16 protein-coding genes are annotated in these 18,964 nt (G+C 26.1%); 5 read left to right on the top strand and 11 right to left on the bottom strand.

Going from position 1 to position 18,964, the window contains the following annotated elements:
- Positions 1 to 376: 376 nt before the first annotated feature.
- The 4 genes from KYD98_RS13305 to KYD98_RS13290 all read left to right on the top strand — a co-directional run bounded on the left by KYD98_RS13305 (position 377) and on the right by KYD98_RS13290 (position 3,457).
- Positions 377 to 1,567, top strand: coding sequence for a glycosyltransferase family 39 protein (locus KYD98_RS13305; RefSeq protein WP_219780532.1), 1,191 nt, complete (start codon positions 377 to 379; stop codon positions 1,565 to 1,567).
- Between the two features lie 59 nt (positions 1,568 to 1,626).
- Positions 1,627 to 2,532, top strand: coding sequence for a decaprenyl-phosphate phosphoribosyltransferase (locus KYD98_RS13300; protein ID WP_219780531.1), 906 nt, complete (start codon positions 1,627 to 1,629; stop codon positions 2,530 to 2,532).
- 15 nt (positions 2,533 to 2,547) lie between these two features.
- On the top strand, positions 2,548 to 3,165 hold the full coding sequence (locus KYD98_RS13295) for an HAD-IB family hydrolase (protein ID WP_219780530.1): 618 nt from the start codon (positions 2,548 to 2,550) through the stop codon (positions 3,163 to 3,165).
- A 67-nt stretch (positions 3,166 to 3,232) separates the two neighbouring features.
- Positions 3,233 to 3,457: a PF20097 family protein gene (locus KYD98_RS13290; RefSeq protein WP_219780529.1), complete on the top strand. Its 225-nt coding sequence runs from the start codon at positions 3,233 to 3,235 to the stop codon at positions 3,455 to 3,457.
- A 112-nt stretch (positions 3,458 to 3,569) separates the two neighbouring features.
- Here KYD98_RS13290 and KYD98_RS13285 read toward each other — a convergent pair whose 3' ends face one another.
- Complete coding sequence (locus KYD98_RS13285) at positions 3,570 to 4,292, bottom strand: glycerophosphodiester phosphodiesterase (RefSeq protein ID WP_219780528.1); 723 nt, start codon at positions 4,290 to 4,292, stop codon at positions 3,570 to 3,572.
- Positions 4,293 to 4,718: 426 nt separating this feature from the next.
- On the opposite strand from KYD98_RS13285, the gene KYD98_RS13280 reads away from it, so the two are divergent.
- Positions 4,719 to 5,831: an HD-GYP domain-containing protein gene (locus KYD98_RS13280; RefSeq protein ID WP_219780527.1), complete on the top strand. Its 1,113-nt coding sequence runs from the start codon at positions 4,719 to 4,721 to the stop codon at positions 5,829 to 5,831.
- Between the two features lie 188 nt (positions 5,832 to 6,019).
- On the opposite strand, the gene carB is transcribed toward KYD98_RS13280, so the two are convergent.
- The 10 genes from carB to proB form a co-directional block, all read right to left on the bottom strand.
- The gene (carB, locus tag KYD98_RS13275) at positions 6,020 to 9,229 is read right to left on the bottom strand and encodes a carbamoyl-phosphate synthase large subunit (RefSeq protein ID WP_219780526.1); all 3,210 of its coding nucleotides are present in this window, start codon (positions 9,227 to 9,229) and stop codon (positions 6,020 to 6,022) included.
- A gap of 13 nt (positions 9,230 to 9,242) precedes the next feature.
- Entirely contained in the window at positions 9,243 to 10,292 is a 1,050-nt protein-coding gene (carA, locus tag KYD98_RS13270) for a glutamine-hydrolyzing carbamoyl-phosphate synthase small subunit (protein WP_219780632.1), read from the bottom strand.
- Positions 10,293 to 10,675: 383 nt separating this feature from the next.
- Positions 10,676 to 12,133 (bottom strand): methyl-accepting chemotaxis protein, encoded by a 1,458-nt coding sequence (locus tag KYD98_RS13265; protein WP_219780525.1) that lies wholly within the window; start codon positions 12,131 to 12,133, stop codon positions 10,676 to 10,678.
- Entirely contained in the window at positions 12,126 to 12,983 is an 858-nt protein-coding gene (locus tag KYD98_RS13260; protein ID WP_219780524.1) for an HAD family hydrolase, read from the bottom strand. Before KYD98_RS13260 ends, KYD98_RS13265 begins: the two co-directional genes overlap by 8 nt.
- Before the next feature lie 14 nt (positions 12,984 to 12,997).
- Positions 12,998 to 13,780: an SDR family NAD(P)-dependent oxidoreductase gene (locus KYD98_RS13255; protein ID WP_219780523.1), complete on the bottom strand. Its 783-nt coding sequence runs from the start codon at positions 13,778 to 13,780 to the stop codon at positions 12,998 to 13,000.
- A gap of 239 nt (positions 13,781 to 14,019) precedes the next feature.
- On the bottom strand, positions 14,020 to 15,456 hold the full coding sequence (locus KYD98_RS13250; RefSeq protein ID WP_219780522.1) for a PH domain-containing protein: 1,437 nt from the start codon (positions 15,454 to 15,456) through the stop codon (positions 14,020 to 14,022).
- Positions 15,449 to 15,937: a PH domain-containing protein gene (locus tag KYD98_RS13245; protein WP_258049822.1), complete on the bottom strand. Its 489-nt coding sequence runs from the start codon at positions 15,935 to 15,937 to the stop codon at positions 15,449 to 15,451. The genes KYD98_RS13250 and KYD98_RS13245 overlap by 8 nt, the downstream gene beginning before the upstream one ends.
- Before the next feature lie 49 nt (positions 15,938 to 15,986).
- Positions 15,987 to 16,430 (bottom strand): GNAT family N-acetyltransferase, encoded by a 444-nt coding sequence (locus tag KYD98_RS13240; RefSeq protein ID WP_219780520.1) that lies wholly within the window; start codon positions 16,428 to 16,430, stop codon positions 15,987 to 15,989.
- Positions 16,431 to 16,787: 357 nt separating this feature from the next.
- Positions 16,788 to 18,032, bottom strand: a complete 1,245-nt coding sequence (locus KYD98_RS13235; RefSeq protein WP_219780519.1) for a glutamate-5-semialdehyde dehydrogenase — start codon at positions 18,030 to 18,032, stop codon at positions 16,788 to 16,790.
- Between the two features lie 12 nt (positions 18,033 to 18,044).
- Complete coding sequence (gene proB, locus KYD98_RS13230; RefSeq protein WP_219780518.1) at positions 18,045 to 18,854, bottom strand: glutamate 5-kinase; 810 nt, start codon at positions 18,852 to 18,854, stop codon at positions 18,045 to 18,047.
- Positions 18,855 to 18,964: the final 110 nt, after the last annotated feature.

Genomic DNA, 18,964 nt, shown 5'->3' with positions numbered 1-18,964 from the left:
CATATTTACTTAAATAAGTAAAATAGTATAAATATACTAAGGAAAATTTAAAATATAGAGAGGATGAATTTATATGAATAATATAAACGATTGGTTTCATAGATTTTTGAATTTAAGTTTCAAAGTCTTATTTTTTCCCTTTTTAATAGGCAGTTTCATATACTTAAAGCACTTATTTAAACAAAATGACAGTAATTTATTATTGTCATTTTATTGTTTTGTCATTTTGCTTATATTCATTGGAGGAACATATTATGGATTAAAAAATAATTATAAAGAATCATTAATTATTACTATTATAATTCTTGGAGCTTTTATCATAAGGATTTTATGGTTTTATAATATTGACAGTATCCCTATTGGCGATTTTAATAGAATGTTTATATGTGCAAAAGATTATGCAAGCAGTGGTACAACCTATATGTTTAGGGATTATAGTTATTTTGCTAGATTTCCACATATGAGTATAACTGTTTTATATTTTTCTTTAATTATTAAAATATTTTCTAATCCATTAGTAGCTATAAGATTTATAAATATTATCTTTTCTATGTTAAATGTAATATTAATATTTTTTATATCAAAAGAAATTTTTCAAGACAAAAAGAAAAGCATCTGGGTACTTCTTATAAGTTCTGTTTACCCACCTATGATTATTTATAATAATGTTTATTGCTCTGAAAATATGGCTATGCCATTACTTTTATTAAGCATATTAATGTTTTTTAAAGCAATGAATATAAATAACAAAAATAAACTTTTCTTTTTTTCAATGTCAGGTTTATCTTTAAGTGCTATGCACCTTTTTAGACCTCTTGGTTATGTAATGATTATTGCTTATATAATGTATATTTGCATATATTTTAAAGAAAAAATTAAAATAAAAATTTATACAAATTTGTTACTTATCTTAACATTTATTTTGCCATTTATAATCGTTAGCAATTTGCTAATATCATTAAATATAACAGAAAATCAACTTTGGCATGCAATGGAACCAATAAGCATATCAATACTAAAAGGAACTAATATTGAATCTGAAGGAGCATGGAATGAAGAAGATGCTAGTTTGGCTGATATATATGATAAAGATTATGAAGGTTTAGATAAAGCAGCAAAAGAAATTATAAAAGAAAGATTAACTACAACTCCAGTAAAAGATTTAGTTTATTTTTATATTTTCAGATATAGTAGAGAATGGTGCACAGGAGATTTTGGTAGTATTTATTGGTCAAAAATAGGACTCAGTGAAGCTTATAATAAAGATTACTATTTAGATATTCTTGGTAAAGATGAGGGGAAAATTCTAATAGATTTAAGTGATGATATTGAAATTGGTATACAGATATTTTATATTACAATTTTAATACTTTCTTATGTTGGATTATACAAGAAGAAAAAATTTAAGAATTATAAAATTGATTTCTTGTATATTATGTTTTGCGGTCTTTCTCTCCAATGTTTACTAACAGAAGCACAAGATAGATATACTTATCCTTTTTCTTGGATTTTTATACTATTAGCTATTACAGCTTTTGATAAATTCTATGTTTTAAGTGATTGTTGATGTTTTAAAACATAATAAAAATAATATGAGTAATAACATAAATAGCAAGGGAGAAGAAAATGGAAGATCTTAAATATATTATAAAATTATTGCCCACTAAACAAATAAGAGATTTTAGATACATCATAAAATTATTACGTCCTAAGCAATGGATTAAAAACTTTTTTGTATTTGGTCCAATAATTTTTTCAAACAATTTATTAAACTTTAATTTATTAATAAGGAATTTAGTTACATTTATATCTTTTTGTTGTATATCATCTACTGTTTATATACTTAATGATATTGTAGATAAAGAAAGTGATAAAAATCACCCCGTTAAATGTAAAAGGCCAATTGCTAGTGGTAAAGTTAGCTTGCTTCAAGCTTTAATAATAGGAATATTGTTATGCTTAATATCATTAAGTTTAGCAATTAATGTAAATAAATATATAGTTATTATCATATTTATATACGTGCTAAATAATATAGCCTACTCTTTTAAGCTTAAAAATATTTTCTTAATTGATATATTATCAATATCACTTGGATTTATTTTAAGAGTAATGGCAGGGGGAGTTGCAACAACAGTTGAAATTTCTAAATGGATAATTTTATGTACATTATTTTTATCTTTATTTTTAGGATTTGGAAAAAGACGAAATGAGATAATTGTCTTAGGTAACAATGCTAGTTCTCATAGAAAGAATCTATCTCAATATACTGAAAAAATACTAGATGAGTTTATAACTATATCATTAACATGTACAATTATGTCATACTCTATTTATTGTATACTGGGTTCACATAATGATAACTTTATATGGACAAGTATTTTTATTATTTTTGGAGCTTTAAGATATTATTACTTAATGCATTCTAAAGAAGCAGGCGGAAGTCCAGCAGAAACAGTATTACAAGATAAGCAACTTTTTAGTTGTATATTATTATGGGCTTGTGCTTGTATTGTTATTTTAAACATATAGGAGGTAAGAGAAACAATGAAAATTCCTTTTGCTATTTTTGATGTAGACTATACTATTATAAATGGAGACTCTATGTTTTCAATGTTATTTTTTGCAATTAGTAAAAAGCCAATTTTTATACTCTATACTCCTATAATTTTAGTAAAAATGGTATTGTATTTTTTAAAAATTATAGATGTAAAAACCGCTAAGGAGGCTATATATCTACCTTTAAAATATTTAACTGAAAAAGAATTAGAAGAGTTTTATGACAAGGTATTATTAAAGAAAGTTAATATAGAAGTTATGAAAAAATTAAACTTCCATAAAGAACAAGGATGCCGCATTTTATTAGTTTCAGCTTCACCAGAAGTATATTTACAATATTTTTTAAAGAATAGTTTAATTGATGGGATAATAGGAACTAAACTTAAGATGGTGGATGGAAAATATACTAACGAAATTTATGGTGAAAATTGCAAAGGTATTGAAAAGATTAATAGGATAAAACAATATTTAAATGAAAATAATTTAGAGATAGATTTTGATAAATCCTTTGGATACTCAGATTCTTTATCAGATAAGCCAATGTTATCTTTAGTTAAAAATAGATATAAAGTTGATAAAAATAACTTAGCATTAATAGAGTTCTAATTTATAGGCATGGTATTAAATTTGTGCTAATTTTTATCAGGTATTCACTTTAAGGAGGTAGAGTAAAATGAGATGTCCTTATTGTAGTAATGAAATGATCAAAGGATATATATATGGAGACAGATATATGTTGAAATGGCTGCCAGAAGAAAAAGACCTATTTCTTGGAATATGGGCAAACGGGGGAATTGAACTAGGAAAACGTGAAGGATTGATAGGAAGAGCAGCAGTTGAAGCAAGTATGTGTCAATCATGTAATAAACTAATTATTGATACAAATGTAAAAAAATAATGAAAATAATTGGTGTGTGAAGATACTAAATAAATATAAATCAAACTATACCAGCTGAAATAATATCACCTGGTATATAATAAAAATAGGTTTTTATCCTAAAATCCATCGATTATAATAAATCTTTTAATACATTGGGATAATTAGTTATAATAGCATCTACCCCTAAATCTATCATTTTTTTCATATCTTCTTTATTATTAACTGTATAAACATTTACTTCAAGATTATTATCATGAGCTTTTTCAACGATTTCTCTAGTTACACTATTATATTGAGGATGAAGTGCATTTGCTCCAAGCATTTGTACATAATTATATGGCTCAAATATGCAATCCCAATATAATGCTCCTGTTTTTATAGTCCTATCTAATCTTATACATCTTCTTACTGAATAGTGATTAAAAGTAGAAATTATAACTTTTTTTTCTAAATTATATTTTTTAACTAAATCATATGTTATTTTTTCAATATTTTCATAATCAATTATACTATTTTTTATTTCTAAATTTATAATAGTATTTTTATCACTAACATATTTTAAGAATTCTTCAAGTGTTGGAATTTTTAATCCTTTAAATTCTCTACCAAATTTTATTCCTGCATCTAATTTCATTAATTCTTCTAATGTATAATCTTTAATTAATCCTGTCCCAGTTGTAGTTCTATCAAGTTCTTCATCATGACATATTACAGCATATCCATCTTTAGTTAATTGCACATCTATCTCAATTCCATCACAACCTATTTCTAAAGCTTTTTTAAATGCTAACATTGTATTCTCTGGATATATCCCACTTAATCCTCTATGAGCAATATTTAATGTTTTTCTCATAATATTTCCTCCCAAAATTTTTATAGAACTTTCTCATAATTATTTTACAGAGACTTAAAAATTTGATAATTAAGTTTAATTAATTTAAATTTTAAAATTTACACAAACAAATCTACTACTTTTTTAAAATTATGTCAATTTTATTTGATTACATATATTAATTAATAATATATATTTTTATTCAATTTTTAGATGTTTTAAACTATATAGAAAGTATATTTTAAATTTAATAATTTACTCTACATTTGTAACTTTACTTTTAAATATATCACTTTTACAAATAAATTCTAATTTATTTATACTTTTAGAGTAATATAATTATATATTAGGACTTTTAGTAAACTTTTATCATAATATAAGGAATATATGGTATAATAATTCATATTAAGATGTAACTATGCAAATGAAGTTGTGAGGTGCTATAGAATGCGTTTAGTTCCAATTGAATGTGTAAAAAATGATTCTTTATTGGCTAAAACTATATATGATGAAGAAGGAAGAATTCTACTTAGACCTGGAGTTAGATTAACTGATTCTTTAATAAAAAAAATTAAGCAATTACATATATTTTCTTTATATATAATTGATGAATATAGTAACTATGAAATAGAAGATATAATAAAACCTGAGTTACGTCAAAAAGCAATAAAAGTAATCAAACAGACCTTTACAGATATAGAACGTGTTTCTCTAATACATGACTTAAAAAAACGCTCATTAAGTGATTATTCTAAAGAAGAATTAGATTATTTTGAATCTATTAATGATATTGCAGAAGAATTAATAGAAAATATATTATCTAACAAAAATTTACTTATTTCCTTAGTAGATATAAAGAATATGGATAATTATACCTATCAACATTCTGTAAACGTTGCTGTTTTATCACTTGTTTTAGGCATTAGTTTAAACTTTCCTAAGTATAAATTAATTCAGTTATGCACAGGTGCTCTATTACATGATATAGGTAAATCTTTTATTGATAAAGATATAATATTAAAACCTGATAGATTAACACCTGAAGAATTTGAAAAAATAAAGTCTCATCCTTATAAAGGATATGAGTTTTTAGGAAATATATATGATGATGTGTCTTCTAATAGCAAACTAATAGTCCTTCAACATCACGAGAGAATTGATGGATTAGGATATCCATTCGGATTAAAAGGAGATAAAATTAATTCTATGGCCAAAATTGTTAGCATAGCAGATGTTTATGATGCTTTAACATCTGATAGGCCATATAAACGCGCTATGTGTCCTAGTGATGCATTAGAATATATAATGTCTAATACCGGAACATTTTTTGATTATGAAATGGTTAAAGTTTTTTCTCGAGTTATAGTACCATTTCCAAATGGCACTATAGTATGCCTTAGTAATGGTGATATAGGTATTGTTCAAGATACTGTCCCAAATTATCCATTAAGACCATCAGTTAAGATATTAAAGAGTATGAATGAGGATATTATAGGATCTAATATCAATCTGTTAAATGAATTATCAATTGTAATATCAGGCATTCAATATGAAGCTTAATATACTACTTCAAATAAACTATATACATATAGTATGTAATATAGTTTATTTATTTTTAACTAAAAATTAAAGAAGATATCTAAAAAATTGTTTTTTAAATATCTTCTTCATCCTAAGTCACAATCAAAAAATAAAAAATATTGATTGTAACTTTGAACTTGTTATTTATTTTCATGTGCCTAAATATATTATTCAGCTATATTAAATACTTCTAAATTTTTATTTTCATCTAATTTTTCTAATTCTACATCTGCAATTGCTCTTAATGTATCAAGTGCTGTAATTACTCCTAAATTTCTTTCAACTGCTGCTCTTCTGATTAAGAAACCATCTCTTTTAGAATCATTACCTTTAGTTGGTGTATTCACTACTAAATCTACATCTCTATTCTTAACGATATCTAATATATTAGGTTTTTCTTCATCAATCTTACGTATCTCCTCTGCATCAATACCAGCTTCTCTTAAAAGCTGACATGTTCCAACTGTTGCTATAAACTTATATCCTACATTTGCAAGATCTTTTGCTATAGGTAAAAATGCTGCTTTATCATGCTTATTAATTGTTGCCAATATTTTAGATTTTTCTTTTGATGGATACATATTTGCTGCAACAAAACCTTTGTAAAGGGCTTCTTTAATATTTCTACCTACACCTAAAACCTCTCCTGTTGATCTCATTTCTGGCCCTAAACTTACTTCAACATTAGGTAATTTTTGTGTTGAAAATACTGGAACCTTAACTGATACTAGTTCTGGCTCTTTATATATATCTACTCCATATCCTAAGTCTTTTAATTTAGCTCCAAGCATAACCTTTGTAGCTAAATCTACTATTGGAACCTTACTTACTTTGCTTATATATGGTACTGTTCTTGATGCTCTAGGATTGACTTCAATTACATATAATTTTCCTTCAAATTCTATGAATTGAATATTTATCATTCCCTTTATTCCTATTGCTAAAGCCAACTTCTTTGTATATTCTAATACATCCGCCTTAATTTTTTCAGAAATATTTTGGCTTGGATACATAGTAATACTATCCCCTGAATGAACCCCTGCTCTTTCTAAATGTTCCATTATTCCTGGAATTAATATATTTTCTCCATCTGAAATTGCATCTACTTCTATTTCTCTACCCATTAAATATTTATCTATTAATATAGGATTTTTCTTATCTTTTGCAAATGCATTTTCTAAATAGAATGTTAATTCTTCTTCATCATGAGTTATTTCCATTCCTTGACCACCAATTACATATGAAGGTCTAACAAGTACTGGAAAATTTAATCTTCTAGCTTCTTCTAATCCTTCTTCAACTGACCATATTCCTTTACCTTTAGGTCTTGCTATTCCTAACTTTTCTAATAATTCATCAAATTTCTCCCTATCTTCAGCCATATCTATTTGATCAGCTGTTGTTCCTAATGTTACAATATGCTTTTCTTTTAAGAAATTTGCAAGTTTAATAGCTGTTTGGCCTCCAAACTGAAGTATTACTCCATCTGGTTTTTCTTTTTCTATTATATTTAAAACATCTTCTTCTGTTAGTGGTTCAAAATATAATTTATCTGATATATCAAAATCAGTACTTACTGTCTCTGGATTATTATTAACTATTATAGTTTCAATATCCATAGCTTTTAATGCTTTTACACAATGTACAGAAGCATAGTCAAATTCAATACCTTGACCTATTCTTATAGGACCCGAACCTATAACTATAACCTTCTTTTTATTTGATACTTCAACTTCATCATATTGTTCATAAGTTGAATAATAATATGGTGATAAAGCTTCAAATTCTCCTGCACAAGTATCAACCATCTTATATGAAGGTTTGATATTCCATATACCTCTAAGTCTATATATATCATCTGGATCTATATTTAACATATCAGCTATAGCTTTATCTGAAAATCCTTTTTTCTTTAAATTGTGTAACCATTCTTTATCTAGATCTTCTATTTTACTTAACTTTAATCTTTGTTCTTCTTCAACTATCCATTTTATTTTTTCTAAGAAGAACATATCTATTCCTGTAATTTTATTTATCTTTTCTACCATGTAATCTCTTCTTAGCATTTCTGCTAAAGCGAATATTCTTTCATCATCTGGTGACATTACAGCTTTTTTAAGTTCTGACATACTTAATTCTTTAAATTTCTTATGATCTAAAGAATATTTTCCAATTTCCAAACTTCTTATTCCCTTTAAGAAAGCTTGCTCAAAATTAGCACCAATTGCCATTACCTCTCCAGTTGCCATCATTTTTGTTCCAAGTTGTCTAGTAGCACCAAAAAATTTATCAAAAGGCCATTTAGGAATTTTAGCTACAACATAATCTAATGCTGGTTCAAAACAAGCATATGTTTTTTGAGTTACTGCATTTTTAATCTCATCTAATCCATATCCTAAAGCTATTTTAGCCGCAAGTTTTGCAATAGGATATCCTGTTGCTTTTGATGCTAAAGCTGAACTTCTAGATACTCTTGGATTTATTTCTATAACTGCATATTCAAATGAATTTGGATTTAATGAAAATTGTACATTACATCCTCCTTCTATCCCTACAGCATTTATTATATTAATTGATGCTGTTCTTAACATTTGATATTCTTTATCTGAAAGAGTTTGAGATGGAGCAACAACAATACTATCTCCTGTATGTATTCCAACTGGATCTATATTCTCCATATTACATACAGTAATACAATTTCCATAAGAATCTCTCATTACTTCATATTCTATTTCTTTCCAACCTTTAACACTCTTTTCAAGTAAAACTTGACCTATTGTACTTAATTGAAGTCCTGATTCTAGTATAGTTCTTAGCTCTTCTTCATCATTAGCTATACCTCCACCAGCTCCGCCTAGGGTATATGCTGGTCTAACTATAACTGGATATCCAATTTCACTCGCAAATCTTACTCCTGATTCTAAATCAGTTATTATTTCACTTTTTATAACAGGTTCTCCAATTTCGTTCATCATATCTCTAAACAATTCTCTATCTTCACCTTTTTTAATAGATTCAATAGATGTTCCTATTACTTTTACATTATATTTATCTAAAATTCCTGCTTCATAAAGCTCAACTGCTAAATTAAGACCTGTTTGCCCCCCCATTCCTGCAACTAAACTATCAGGTCTTTCTTTTTCAATAACTTTCTCAACAAATTCTAAAGTTAATGGTTCTAAATATACTTTATCAGCAACACCTTTATCAGTCATAATAGTTGCTGGATTTGAATTTATAAGTACAACTTCTATTCCTTCTGATTTTAATGCTTCACATGCTTGTGTTCCTGAGTAATCAAACTCAGCTGCTTGACCTATAACAATCGGTCCTGATCCTATAACTAAAACTTTTTTTATATCTTTATTTAATGGCATTTTCAATAACCCCCTATAGTGCATACTCTAAAAATTTATCAAATATATATTCGCTATCCTTTGGCCCTGCTGATGCTTCTGGATGGAATTGAACTGAATATATTGGTAAATTTTTATGCTTTAATCCTTCTATTGTTCCATCATTTATATTTATATGCGTTACTTCAACATCATCTGGTAATGTTTCTACCACATAACCATGATTTTGTGAGGTTATATGAACTAAGTTTTCTTCTAAATCCTTAACTGGATGATTACATCCTCTATGACCAAACTTTAACTTAGTAGTGGTTCCACCTAAAGTTAATGCTAATAATTGGTGTCCTAAACAAATTCCTACTATTGGTTTCTTTCCTATCATTTTCTTTATATTGTTTATTGCAAAATCTAGATCTTCTGGGTCTCCAGGTCCATTAGATAAAAATACTAAGTCTGGATTAACATCTAAAATTTCTTCTGCTGTTGCTGTTGCTGGAAAAACGGTTAGTTTACAACCTCTTTTTTGGAAATTTCTTATTATATTTTGTTTTATTCCAAAGTCCATTATTGCAACATGTTTTCCATTTCCCTCAATTGTGTATACTTTTTTTGTAGTTACTATATTTACTGAATCTTTACTTGAAAAACTCTCTAAATTTTTCTTAACTTCTTTATGACCAATATCTTCTAATACTATTGTCCCTCTCATTGTTCCATTATTTCTTAAAATCTTAGTTAAAGCTCTCGTGTCTACTCCTTCTAAACCTATAACTTTATTTTGTCTTAGAAAGTCTTCTAATTCTAATTCACATCTAAAATTACTTGGTAAATTACATTTTTCTTTTATTATAAATCCTCTTACTTTTACTGAATCAGATTCTAAATCTTCAAGATTTATCCCATAATTCCCTATCAAAGGATAGGTCATTGTTACTATTTGACCATAATATGATGGATCGGTAAGCACTTCTTGATAACCTGTCATTCCAGTTGTAAATACTACTTCTCCTACGCATTCACTTAAATATCCGAACGCTTTTCCTTTAAAAATCATACCATTTTCTAATATAAGCTTTGCTTTCATCATTTAGCCCTCCTTAATTTTATGTTTAATTTAAAATACACTTAAAATCTATCTTTTTTAAGTAAAATAAAAAGGATAATAAAGAGACTACAGAAACACTGGTCTCCTCACTATCCAAACATATTTATAATTAATTTTACTAAATGCCTTCAAAGACAAAGCTATGAAATTATTTTTAAATTCATTAAATAACATAGTTATAGACTCCTTTCTGGCCTCACAGGACCAATTTAAAGTGTATCTTTTTCTTATTTATTTTTTTATTTGTTTTTATCTTGTTTATTATTTTAGTTTATCATACAATCACTGTCAAGGAAAATAATCTTATTTTTAAATATATATATAATAAATTAGTTATAACTATGCTTTTTATTTTTATATAATTATTCTTCATAAACATTCTTATCAAAGGTTTCTAGCTTCTCTGCAATTTTTATTATGTCTTTAAAGTCATTAATTAGTTCAACAGATAATTTTTCTGCTTTTGAATATATTTTATTTACTTCATTATCTGAAATATTAGTTTTAAGTCTGGATATTATATCTTTCCCGAATTTATGAAAATCATTATGCTTATTCTCTATATTCATCCAGATTTCTAATATTTCTTTATTTTTAGGTTTCATTGAATAATAAAAATGTCCAAATCCACATTTATGCTCATTAACTTGTAATGGAATTATTTCTTTTGTTATAATTATATTTTCTAAAGTTTTTAACCAATTTTCATGTGCATTTATAGCCTGATTGATTGTCTCTATAAATAATCTATTAGTTATCATATAATATCTATCATTAACTAAATTTCCTATTATTGTTGATGCTTTATCTAATTCTTCTTCCATTAACGATACAGGAGAAATAACATTACTTAAACTTGTACTTATTTCTTTTAGCATAGTAGTATTATGATTTAATTTATCAACATCTTTATCAAGTGTTCTTATTGATGATGTTACTTCATCCATTGAGCTATTTATTTCTTCACTATTAGTTGCAACTAAACTTATTGCTTCTGTAATATTATTAATATTCTCTTTATTATCATTGCTTGTCTTAACAACTGAATCTAATTTTTTATTTACCATCTCTAGAGATTCAACTGTACTATCTACACTATTTGTACTTTTATTAGATGCTGATTCTATTGCAGACATAAAATCTGACATGCTAGATGTTAGTGTCTTAGTTTCATCTGATAATTTCCTTATTTCTTCTGCAACAACTGCAAATCCCTTTCCACTTTCACCAGCTCTAGCTGCTTCTATAGATGCATTTAATGCTAAAAGGTTTGTTTGTTCTGAAATTCCCTCAATAGCATTTATAACACCTTGTACATTTTTTATGACATTAATTAAATTACTCATATCTTCCTTCATTCCCTTTGAATGATTAATTGCCATATCTGAAAAAACCTTTATATCAACTAATTCTGTTTCATTTTTTTTACTTGATTCTAATAAAATATCAGAATTTGATGATAAATTACCTATTGCTTGTGTCATATCAAAATGAGCTGCTGATACCTCTTCTGATATTTGAGTTGATATTTCAGAAGCATTTGATATATTATCCATAAGATTGACTATTTCTTTACTTATATAATCTAATTTCTGTTCTTTATCTTTTAGTATTAAATCTAAACTACTCATTTGTATAACTGAGTTTAAAACTAATTTTGTTATCTCCTGAAAACTTGATTTTCCAATGTCTAACCTCATATAAATAGATTTAAATTTTTCTAAAGTACTATTATCTATTTTTATATTACTATTTATCGGTTTTAATAATGATATATCTGTTATTAATTTATCTAACATTCTATTTTTGCTATTAAACATATGTCATATTCCTCTCCAAAAAACTATTTAAATTCTCTTTTTTATTCCTTATAAGATTATTCTCAATCCAATTTATTATATATTCTATTGCATTATTTTCATTGCTTGGTGCAATAAATTTAGTACTCTTTATTGTTCTTTCTGCTCCACTTTCTACACAGAATCCATAATCAGCTAATTTTATCATCTCGATATCATTCATATTATCTCCAACAGTAATTAATTTTTTAAAATTAATATTATATATATCTACTAATTTTTCTATAGCCTTCCCTTTAGATATATTATTGGGTACTATTTCTAAATATTTTGCACCACTTCTTATTATATTTCCATAAATGTTATCAAGTTTTTCTTCTAAAAAATCTATTTCATTTTCTTCTCCAACAATAAGAGCCTTTGTCCACTTTTTATCCCATACTTCTTTAGGCAAATCATAGATAACATCATATCCTAACTTTGAAAATCTATCTGTATATTTACATGAAGAATATATGTATATACTTTCTTCTGAATATACTTCAATCCCCAAAGTAGGATAGTTGTTTTTTATTAAGGTAATTATATCTTTTCTATCTTCTTCAATAAATTCTTCATAAATAACTTTTTCATTTTTATAATCATAAATTTTTGTTCCGTTATATAATATTACTGGTAATGTTACCTCTATTTCTTCTAAAAATCTGCCTGCTGATGCAATAGTTCTTCCGGTTGCTAAAGTAAAATTACCTCCTTTATTTATAAAGTATTCTATAGCCTTTCTATTTTTGTCTGATAATTTTCCTGAATCATTTAATAGTGTCCCATCCATATCAGATACCAAAAGATATCCATAAAAAATCTTATCCATTCTCTTCCCCCAATTTATAAAGTATTATTTTTTAATATTACTTTTCTGCTTAATGCTCTAGGTATAAATTTACTAAGCCACACAATTAATTTATTTTTTGTCCCTGGAATAATAATTGCTTTTCCCTTTAAAAATTCCTTATAACCTTCTTTAGCAACCTCCTGTGGATCCATTAAATATTTTTGAGCTTGTTTTGATTTCTTAATTCCTGATTTATTTTGAAATGATGTCTTTACAGGTCCAGGACATAAACAACTTACCTTTATTCCTAAATCTTTTACTTCTTCATGTAATGCCTCTGTTAATGATAAAACATACGCCTTACTAGAATAATACATTGCCATTTTAGGGCCTCCAACAAAAGCTGCGGTTGATGCTACATTCATTATTGAACCTGATTTTCTTTTTATCATATCTTTTATAAAATATTTTGTAAGTTTTGTTAGTGCTCTTATATTTATACTAATTAAATTTTCATCAAATTCTTGCGTACTATCATAAAAAAATCCGAAAGAGCCAACACCAGCATTATTTATTAAATTATCCACAACTAAATTTTTTTCATCCACAAAATTAAATATTTTTTCACAAGAGTTATCAACAGCTAAATCAACAGCTAAAATTTCTACATTTATATCATATTGTTTTTCTAAGTCCACTTTAACTTCATCTAACTTTATTTTATTTCTTGCTACTATAATTAAGTTATGTTTATCTTTTGCAAATAGTTTAGCAAATTCTAGACCAATTCCTTCACTTCCACCTGTTATTAATGTGCAATTCTTTAAACTTTCCATACACACGCTTCCTTTTTGATTATTTATGACAATTATATCAAATAAAATATCAATATAAAAAATATTAACCCTATATTTTTATTATCGCTATGTTTTAAGTAAATATTGATATTTTAGAATATTCATGAACTAGGATTAGGATTTGATTTATACTAAAATATCAAAACTATTTAAAAAAATAACTAAAAATAAAAGATTATCTCAAATATAATCTTTTTGAGATAACCTTTGTTTAATTCTTATAATATATTCATAAATTTATTTACTTCCATGTTTTTTATCTCTATAGTTTCTCCGAAAGAATTTGTAGCAATATCTATTTTATATGTACATAATTCTTTTCTTTTTTGAAATATAGATTGTTGCACTTCTAACGATTGTATCTTATCTTTTTTTATTATATAAGTTAATTTTGTTATTGTTCCTCTTGTAAGTAATACCAAATTTTCTTCTACAGATATACCATTATTGAGATAATTAATATATCCAAGAACAGCTTGTGAAATCATTAATATTAATATAACAATATATTTAATTGAAATAGGAAAACTTATTTTATTAAATACTATATCAAACAAAATAATTGATATTATAGATAATAATAAAATAATTATAGTTCTTTTAATTATAAACCTTGAAATTGCCCTTCTAGGAGGTTTATTTATAGGTGACTCAACTGAATACTCAGGTAATAATTCTGTTATAAACTTATTTTTCAACTTATTATTTACAATTGGAAAAAGTAAAGAATTGCTTTTATCATCACCAATAACTACTGATTCTATTTTATACAGATTAAAAAATTGTTGTATTATATTCTGTTTAAATTTTATTGCTTGTATTTTATCTATAGGTATAGAGTATTGCTTTAAATTGATTAGTCCATATTGAACATTAAGAGAATCTTTATTTTTAAATATTTTAAATTTATTGTATCTTACTAATTCAATTATTATAGAAATTATTGTTGCTAAAATATATACACTTAATATAATTAAAATTATATTAAATATTAAAGCTGTTTTATTTTTATATATAAAAAATGTTTTAGTCATGTTTGCATAATTTTCTATGTTATTAGCTATTTTTTCTTTAAATAAATCTTTTAATTTATCTACTACTACATATAATATCAACATCCAACTAAATTTATTTTGTGTTAATGCATATATTATTATGTCTTTAGTTGTTGCTTTAAATTCCTTTAATTTATTATTTTCTATATTAGCATCATCATTCTTATTATCTTGTCCTAATATTAATTTTTTAATTTCTATAGCGTCTACACTTTTAACAATCATTTTAAATTCTGATTCATCTAATGTAGCATTCCCACTATTTAATTTTAATGTAATAGCTCCTAATATTCTACCTATTGCATCTGATTCCATATCCACCGTAGTTATCTTATTTAAAGGTATTTGTTCCGTACTTTTTCCAAAAACACCTTTAACATAAATAAACATATTGTCTTCTATATAAAAATAATTACTTCTCCAATGTAACATTGAATATGAAATTACAGCTAATGTAAATACTATTATACAAGTTAAAATTTTTGAAGATTCACTGTGCTTAAGAAATATTGCTATAAAAATAAATACAGAATATATATTAGAAAATATTATTCTAAGTATATTACTCCAATGCCCTCTATATATTTCTGTTCTATTCATGGACTTCCTCCACTTTTTGCTTTATTTTTTTATTTAAATAATCACTTATCTCTTCTGCAACTTTAACTTCTATATTAGGAATTTTATGTTCTCCTCCAGCAGTAAATATTTCAAGATCTGCTAATCCTAATTTTGAATTTATAGGACCTATATTAACTTTTATATGTTCAATTCGTACTATCGGTACTATCGTTCTTTTTTTAATAAATATTCCTTCAGTAAAGTCTATTTTATCATCTGTAAGTTCATATACCCATTGATTATATTCTAATAATGGATATACTAAAGCATCTATTATTAATAATATCTCTATTAGTAATATTGAAATTAATATATATTTTTCTCCTTGTATTATCCACTGTATTTGAAATTCATGTTTCATAATATAAGTAATAAGTAAAGAAATAACTAAAAATATTACAGAACCTATACTTCTTGCTATAACCCATGACTTCACAGCATTCTTGTGTAATTTATTCATCATATCCCCCAATATTAATAAATATTTTTTATAATTCTAAGCTATGTACTTAAATTAATTCCATCTTAACATGAGGTATATCTACCTCATCATATATATCAGAAACAACTTTAAATCCTACACTTTCATAAAGCTCTTTTACATACAATTGAGCCGACACAACAATCTGATCTTCATTAAGCTTTTCTCTAAGAAATTCTACACTTCTTTTCATAAGATCAAAAGCTATACCTTTTCTTCTATATTCTTTTAAAACTAAAACTCTTCCTATTGAAGATTGAGTATATGTAATTTCACTTGGTATAAGCCTAGCATATGCAACTATTTTTTCTTTATCTTGTAAAAATAAATGGAATACCTTTTTATCTATATCGTCAAAATCATTTTCTTGAAAAATTTTTTGCTCACATGCAAAAACTTCATACCTAACTTTACATATTTCATATAATTCATCCAAAGTAAGTTCACTAAATTTTTTTATCTTCCACTCCATAAAATCTCTCCTTAACTTATAATTATAAATAAAATAATAAAAAAAATCTCTGATTAAATTCTTAATTCTTACTAAATATATCCATATAATAAAATCAATCACGCTAATATTGTATTAAAAAATACAATATTAACATGATTGCTTTACTAATTCTTTTATTTAAAAATATATTTTGGATTATATTGATATTAAAGTAAATTTCTCTGTCTAGTGAGCTTTATCCGATAGCTAGTATCTGTAATTACATAACAGCTACACGCTCCTGGATAACGAGTTCTTAGCTTTAGTTAAAAGCAAGTTTTACCTAAAGCTAAGAACTCTGTTTATACTATAATATCAATAAATTATTAAAATACATTATCTTATTTGACCATTTCCATAAATAATATATTTAGTAGTTGTAAGTTCAGTTAATCCCATAGGTCCTCTTGCATGGAGCTTTTGAGTACTTATTCCTATTTCAGCTCCAAATCCAAATTCACATCCATCTGTAAATCTTGTTGAAGCATTAATATAAACCGCAGCTGCATCAACTCTTTGTAAAAACTTTTGTGAATTTTGATAATTATTTGTGATAATAGCTTCTGAGTGCCCTGATCCATATTTGTTTATATGCTTAATGGCTTCATCTATATTATTTACAACCTTAACCCCAATAATAAAATCAAGATATTCTTTATTCCAATCTTCCTCAGTTGCCTCTTTCACATCGTTAACTATTTGTAGTACTCTACTATCACCTCTTACTTCAACATTCTTTTCTCTTAATGCTGAGATAATAGTAGGTAAAAATTTATCTGCTATTCTTTCATTAACTAATAATTTTTCTTCTGCATTACAAACAGCTGGTCTACTTGTTTTAGCATTTATTATTATATCTTTTGCCATATTAAAATCTGCTTCTTCATCAACATATACATGACAATTTCCTACTCCAGTTTCTATTACAGGAACTGTAGCATTTTTAACAACAGCTTGAATAAGTCCTGCTCCCCCCCTTGGAATAAGAACATCTATATATTCATTTAATCTCATCATTTCATTTGCTACTTCTCTGCTAGTATCTTCAATTAATTGAAGTGAATACTCTGGAAGTCCAGATTCTTTTATTCCTTCACTTAAAGCCTTTACTATTGCTTTATTAGAATTTATTGCTTCACTTCCACCTCTTAAAATTACTGAGTTACCAGCTTTTAAACAAAGACCTGCTGCATCACAAGTTACATTAGGTCTAGCTTCATATATTATACCAATAACTCCCATAGGAACTCTTTGCTTTCCAATTTGAAGACCATTAGGTCTTTTCCACATAGATATAACTTCTCCAACTGGATCTGCAAGATTAACTATTTGATTTAATCCTTCTGCCATATCTTTAAGTCTTTTTTCATCTAAAGAAAGTCTATCAAGCATAGCTTTAGACGTTCCTTTTTTTATGGCATTCTCTAAATCCTTTTTATTTTCTGCAAGAATATATTCTGTATTTTTTATAAGATATTCACCCATTTTTACTAATGCATCATTTTTTTGTGTCGTAGTAGTATTCATAAGCACATATGATGCTTCTTTAGCTCTTTGTCCTTTTAATACTAATTCATTCATTATTTATACCCCCTATTTCTTTCCTATAAATAAAGTTCCTATTTCTTCTCCTGATATAATATCTAATAATATACTTGGATTACTACCATTAGCTAATACCATGTCTACTCCTGCTTTAGTTGCTGTTTTAGCTGCTGTTAATTTAGTTATCATTCCACCTGTACCAAGATTTGATCCAGCACCACCTGCACACTCTTCTAATTCTGGTGTTACTTTTTCAATTTCTCTTAATAATTTGGCATTTACATTATCTCTTGGATCAGAATCATAAAAACCATCTATATCGGATAATATTATTAATAAATCTGCATTAACTAATGAGGAAACTATAGCTGATAAATTATCATTATCCCCAAATCTAACTATATTTTCTATCTCATCTATAGAAACAGTATCATTTTCATTTACTATTGGTATTATTTTATTTTCTAATAAAGTTTCAAAAGTATTGCATACATTTTCTCTAATATGATCATCCTCTACTACATCTCTAGTAAGTAATACCTGACCAACAACGTGACTGTATTCTCCAAAAAACTTACTATATATATGCATTAATTCACATTGTCCTACTGATGCAACTGCTTGTTTTTCTCTTATACTTTGGGGCTTTTCTCTTAATTTTAACTTACTGACACCAACGCCAATTGCACCTGATGTAACAAGTACAACTTCTTTACCTGAGTTTACCATATCAGATAAAACTCTTGTTAATTTTTCAATTCTATTTAAATTAATATTTCCGTTCTCATATGTCAGTGTTGATGTTCCTACCTTTACAACTATTCTATTTGCATCTCTTAAATTATTACGAAAGCCCATTTCTACATCCCCTTAATTTCATTTTACTCCTATTATAACTTATTTAGTTTATCAAGTTAACCCTACATAATATAATAACTAGCAATAAAAAAATAGAAGATTGAATGCGC

The sequence above is a fragment of the Clostridium weizhouense genome (assembly GCF_019431045.1).
GTDB classification, from domain to species: domain Bacteria; phylum Bacillota; class Clostridia; order Clostridiales; family Clostridiaceae; genus Clostridium; species Clostridium weizhouense.
This window is presented reverse-complemented; position numbering and strand designations above follow the sequence as displayed.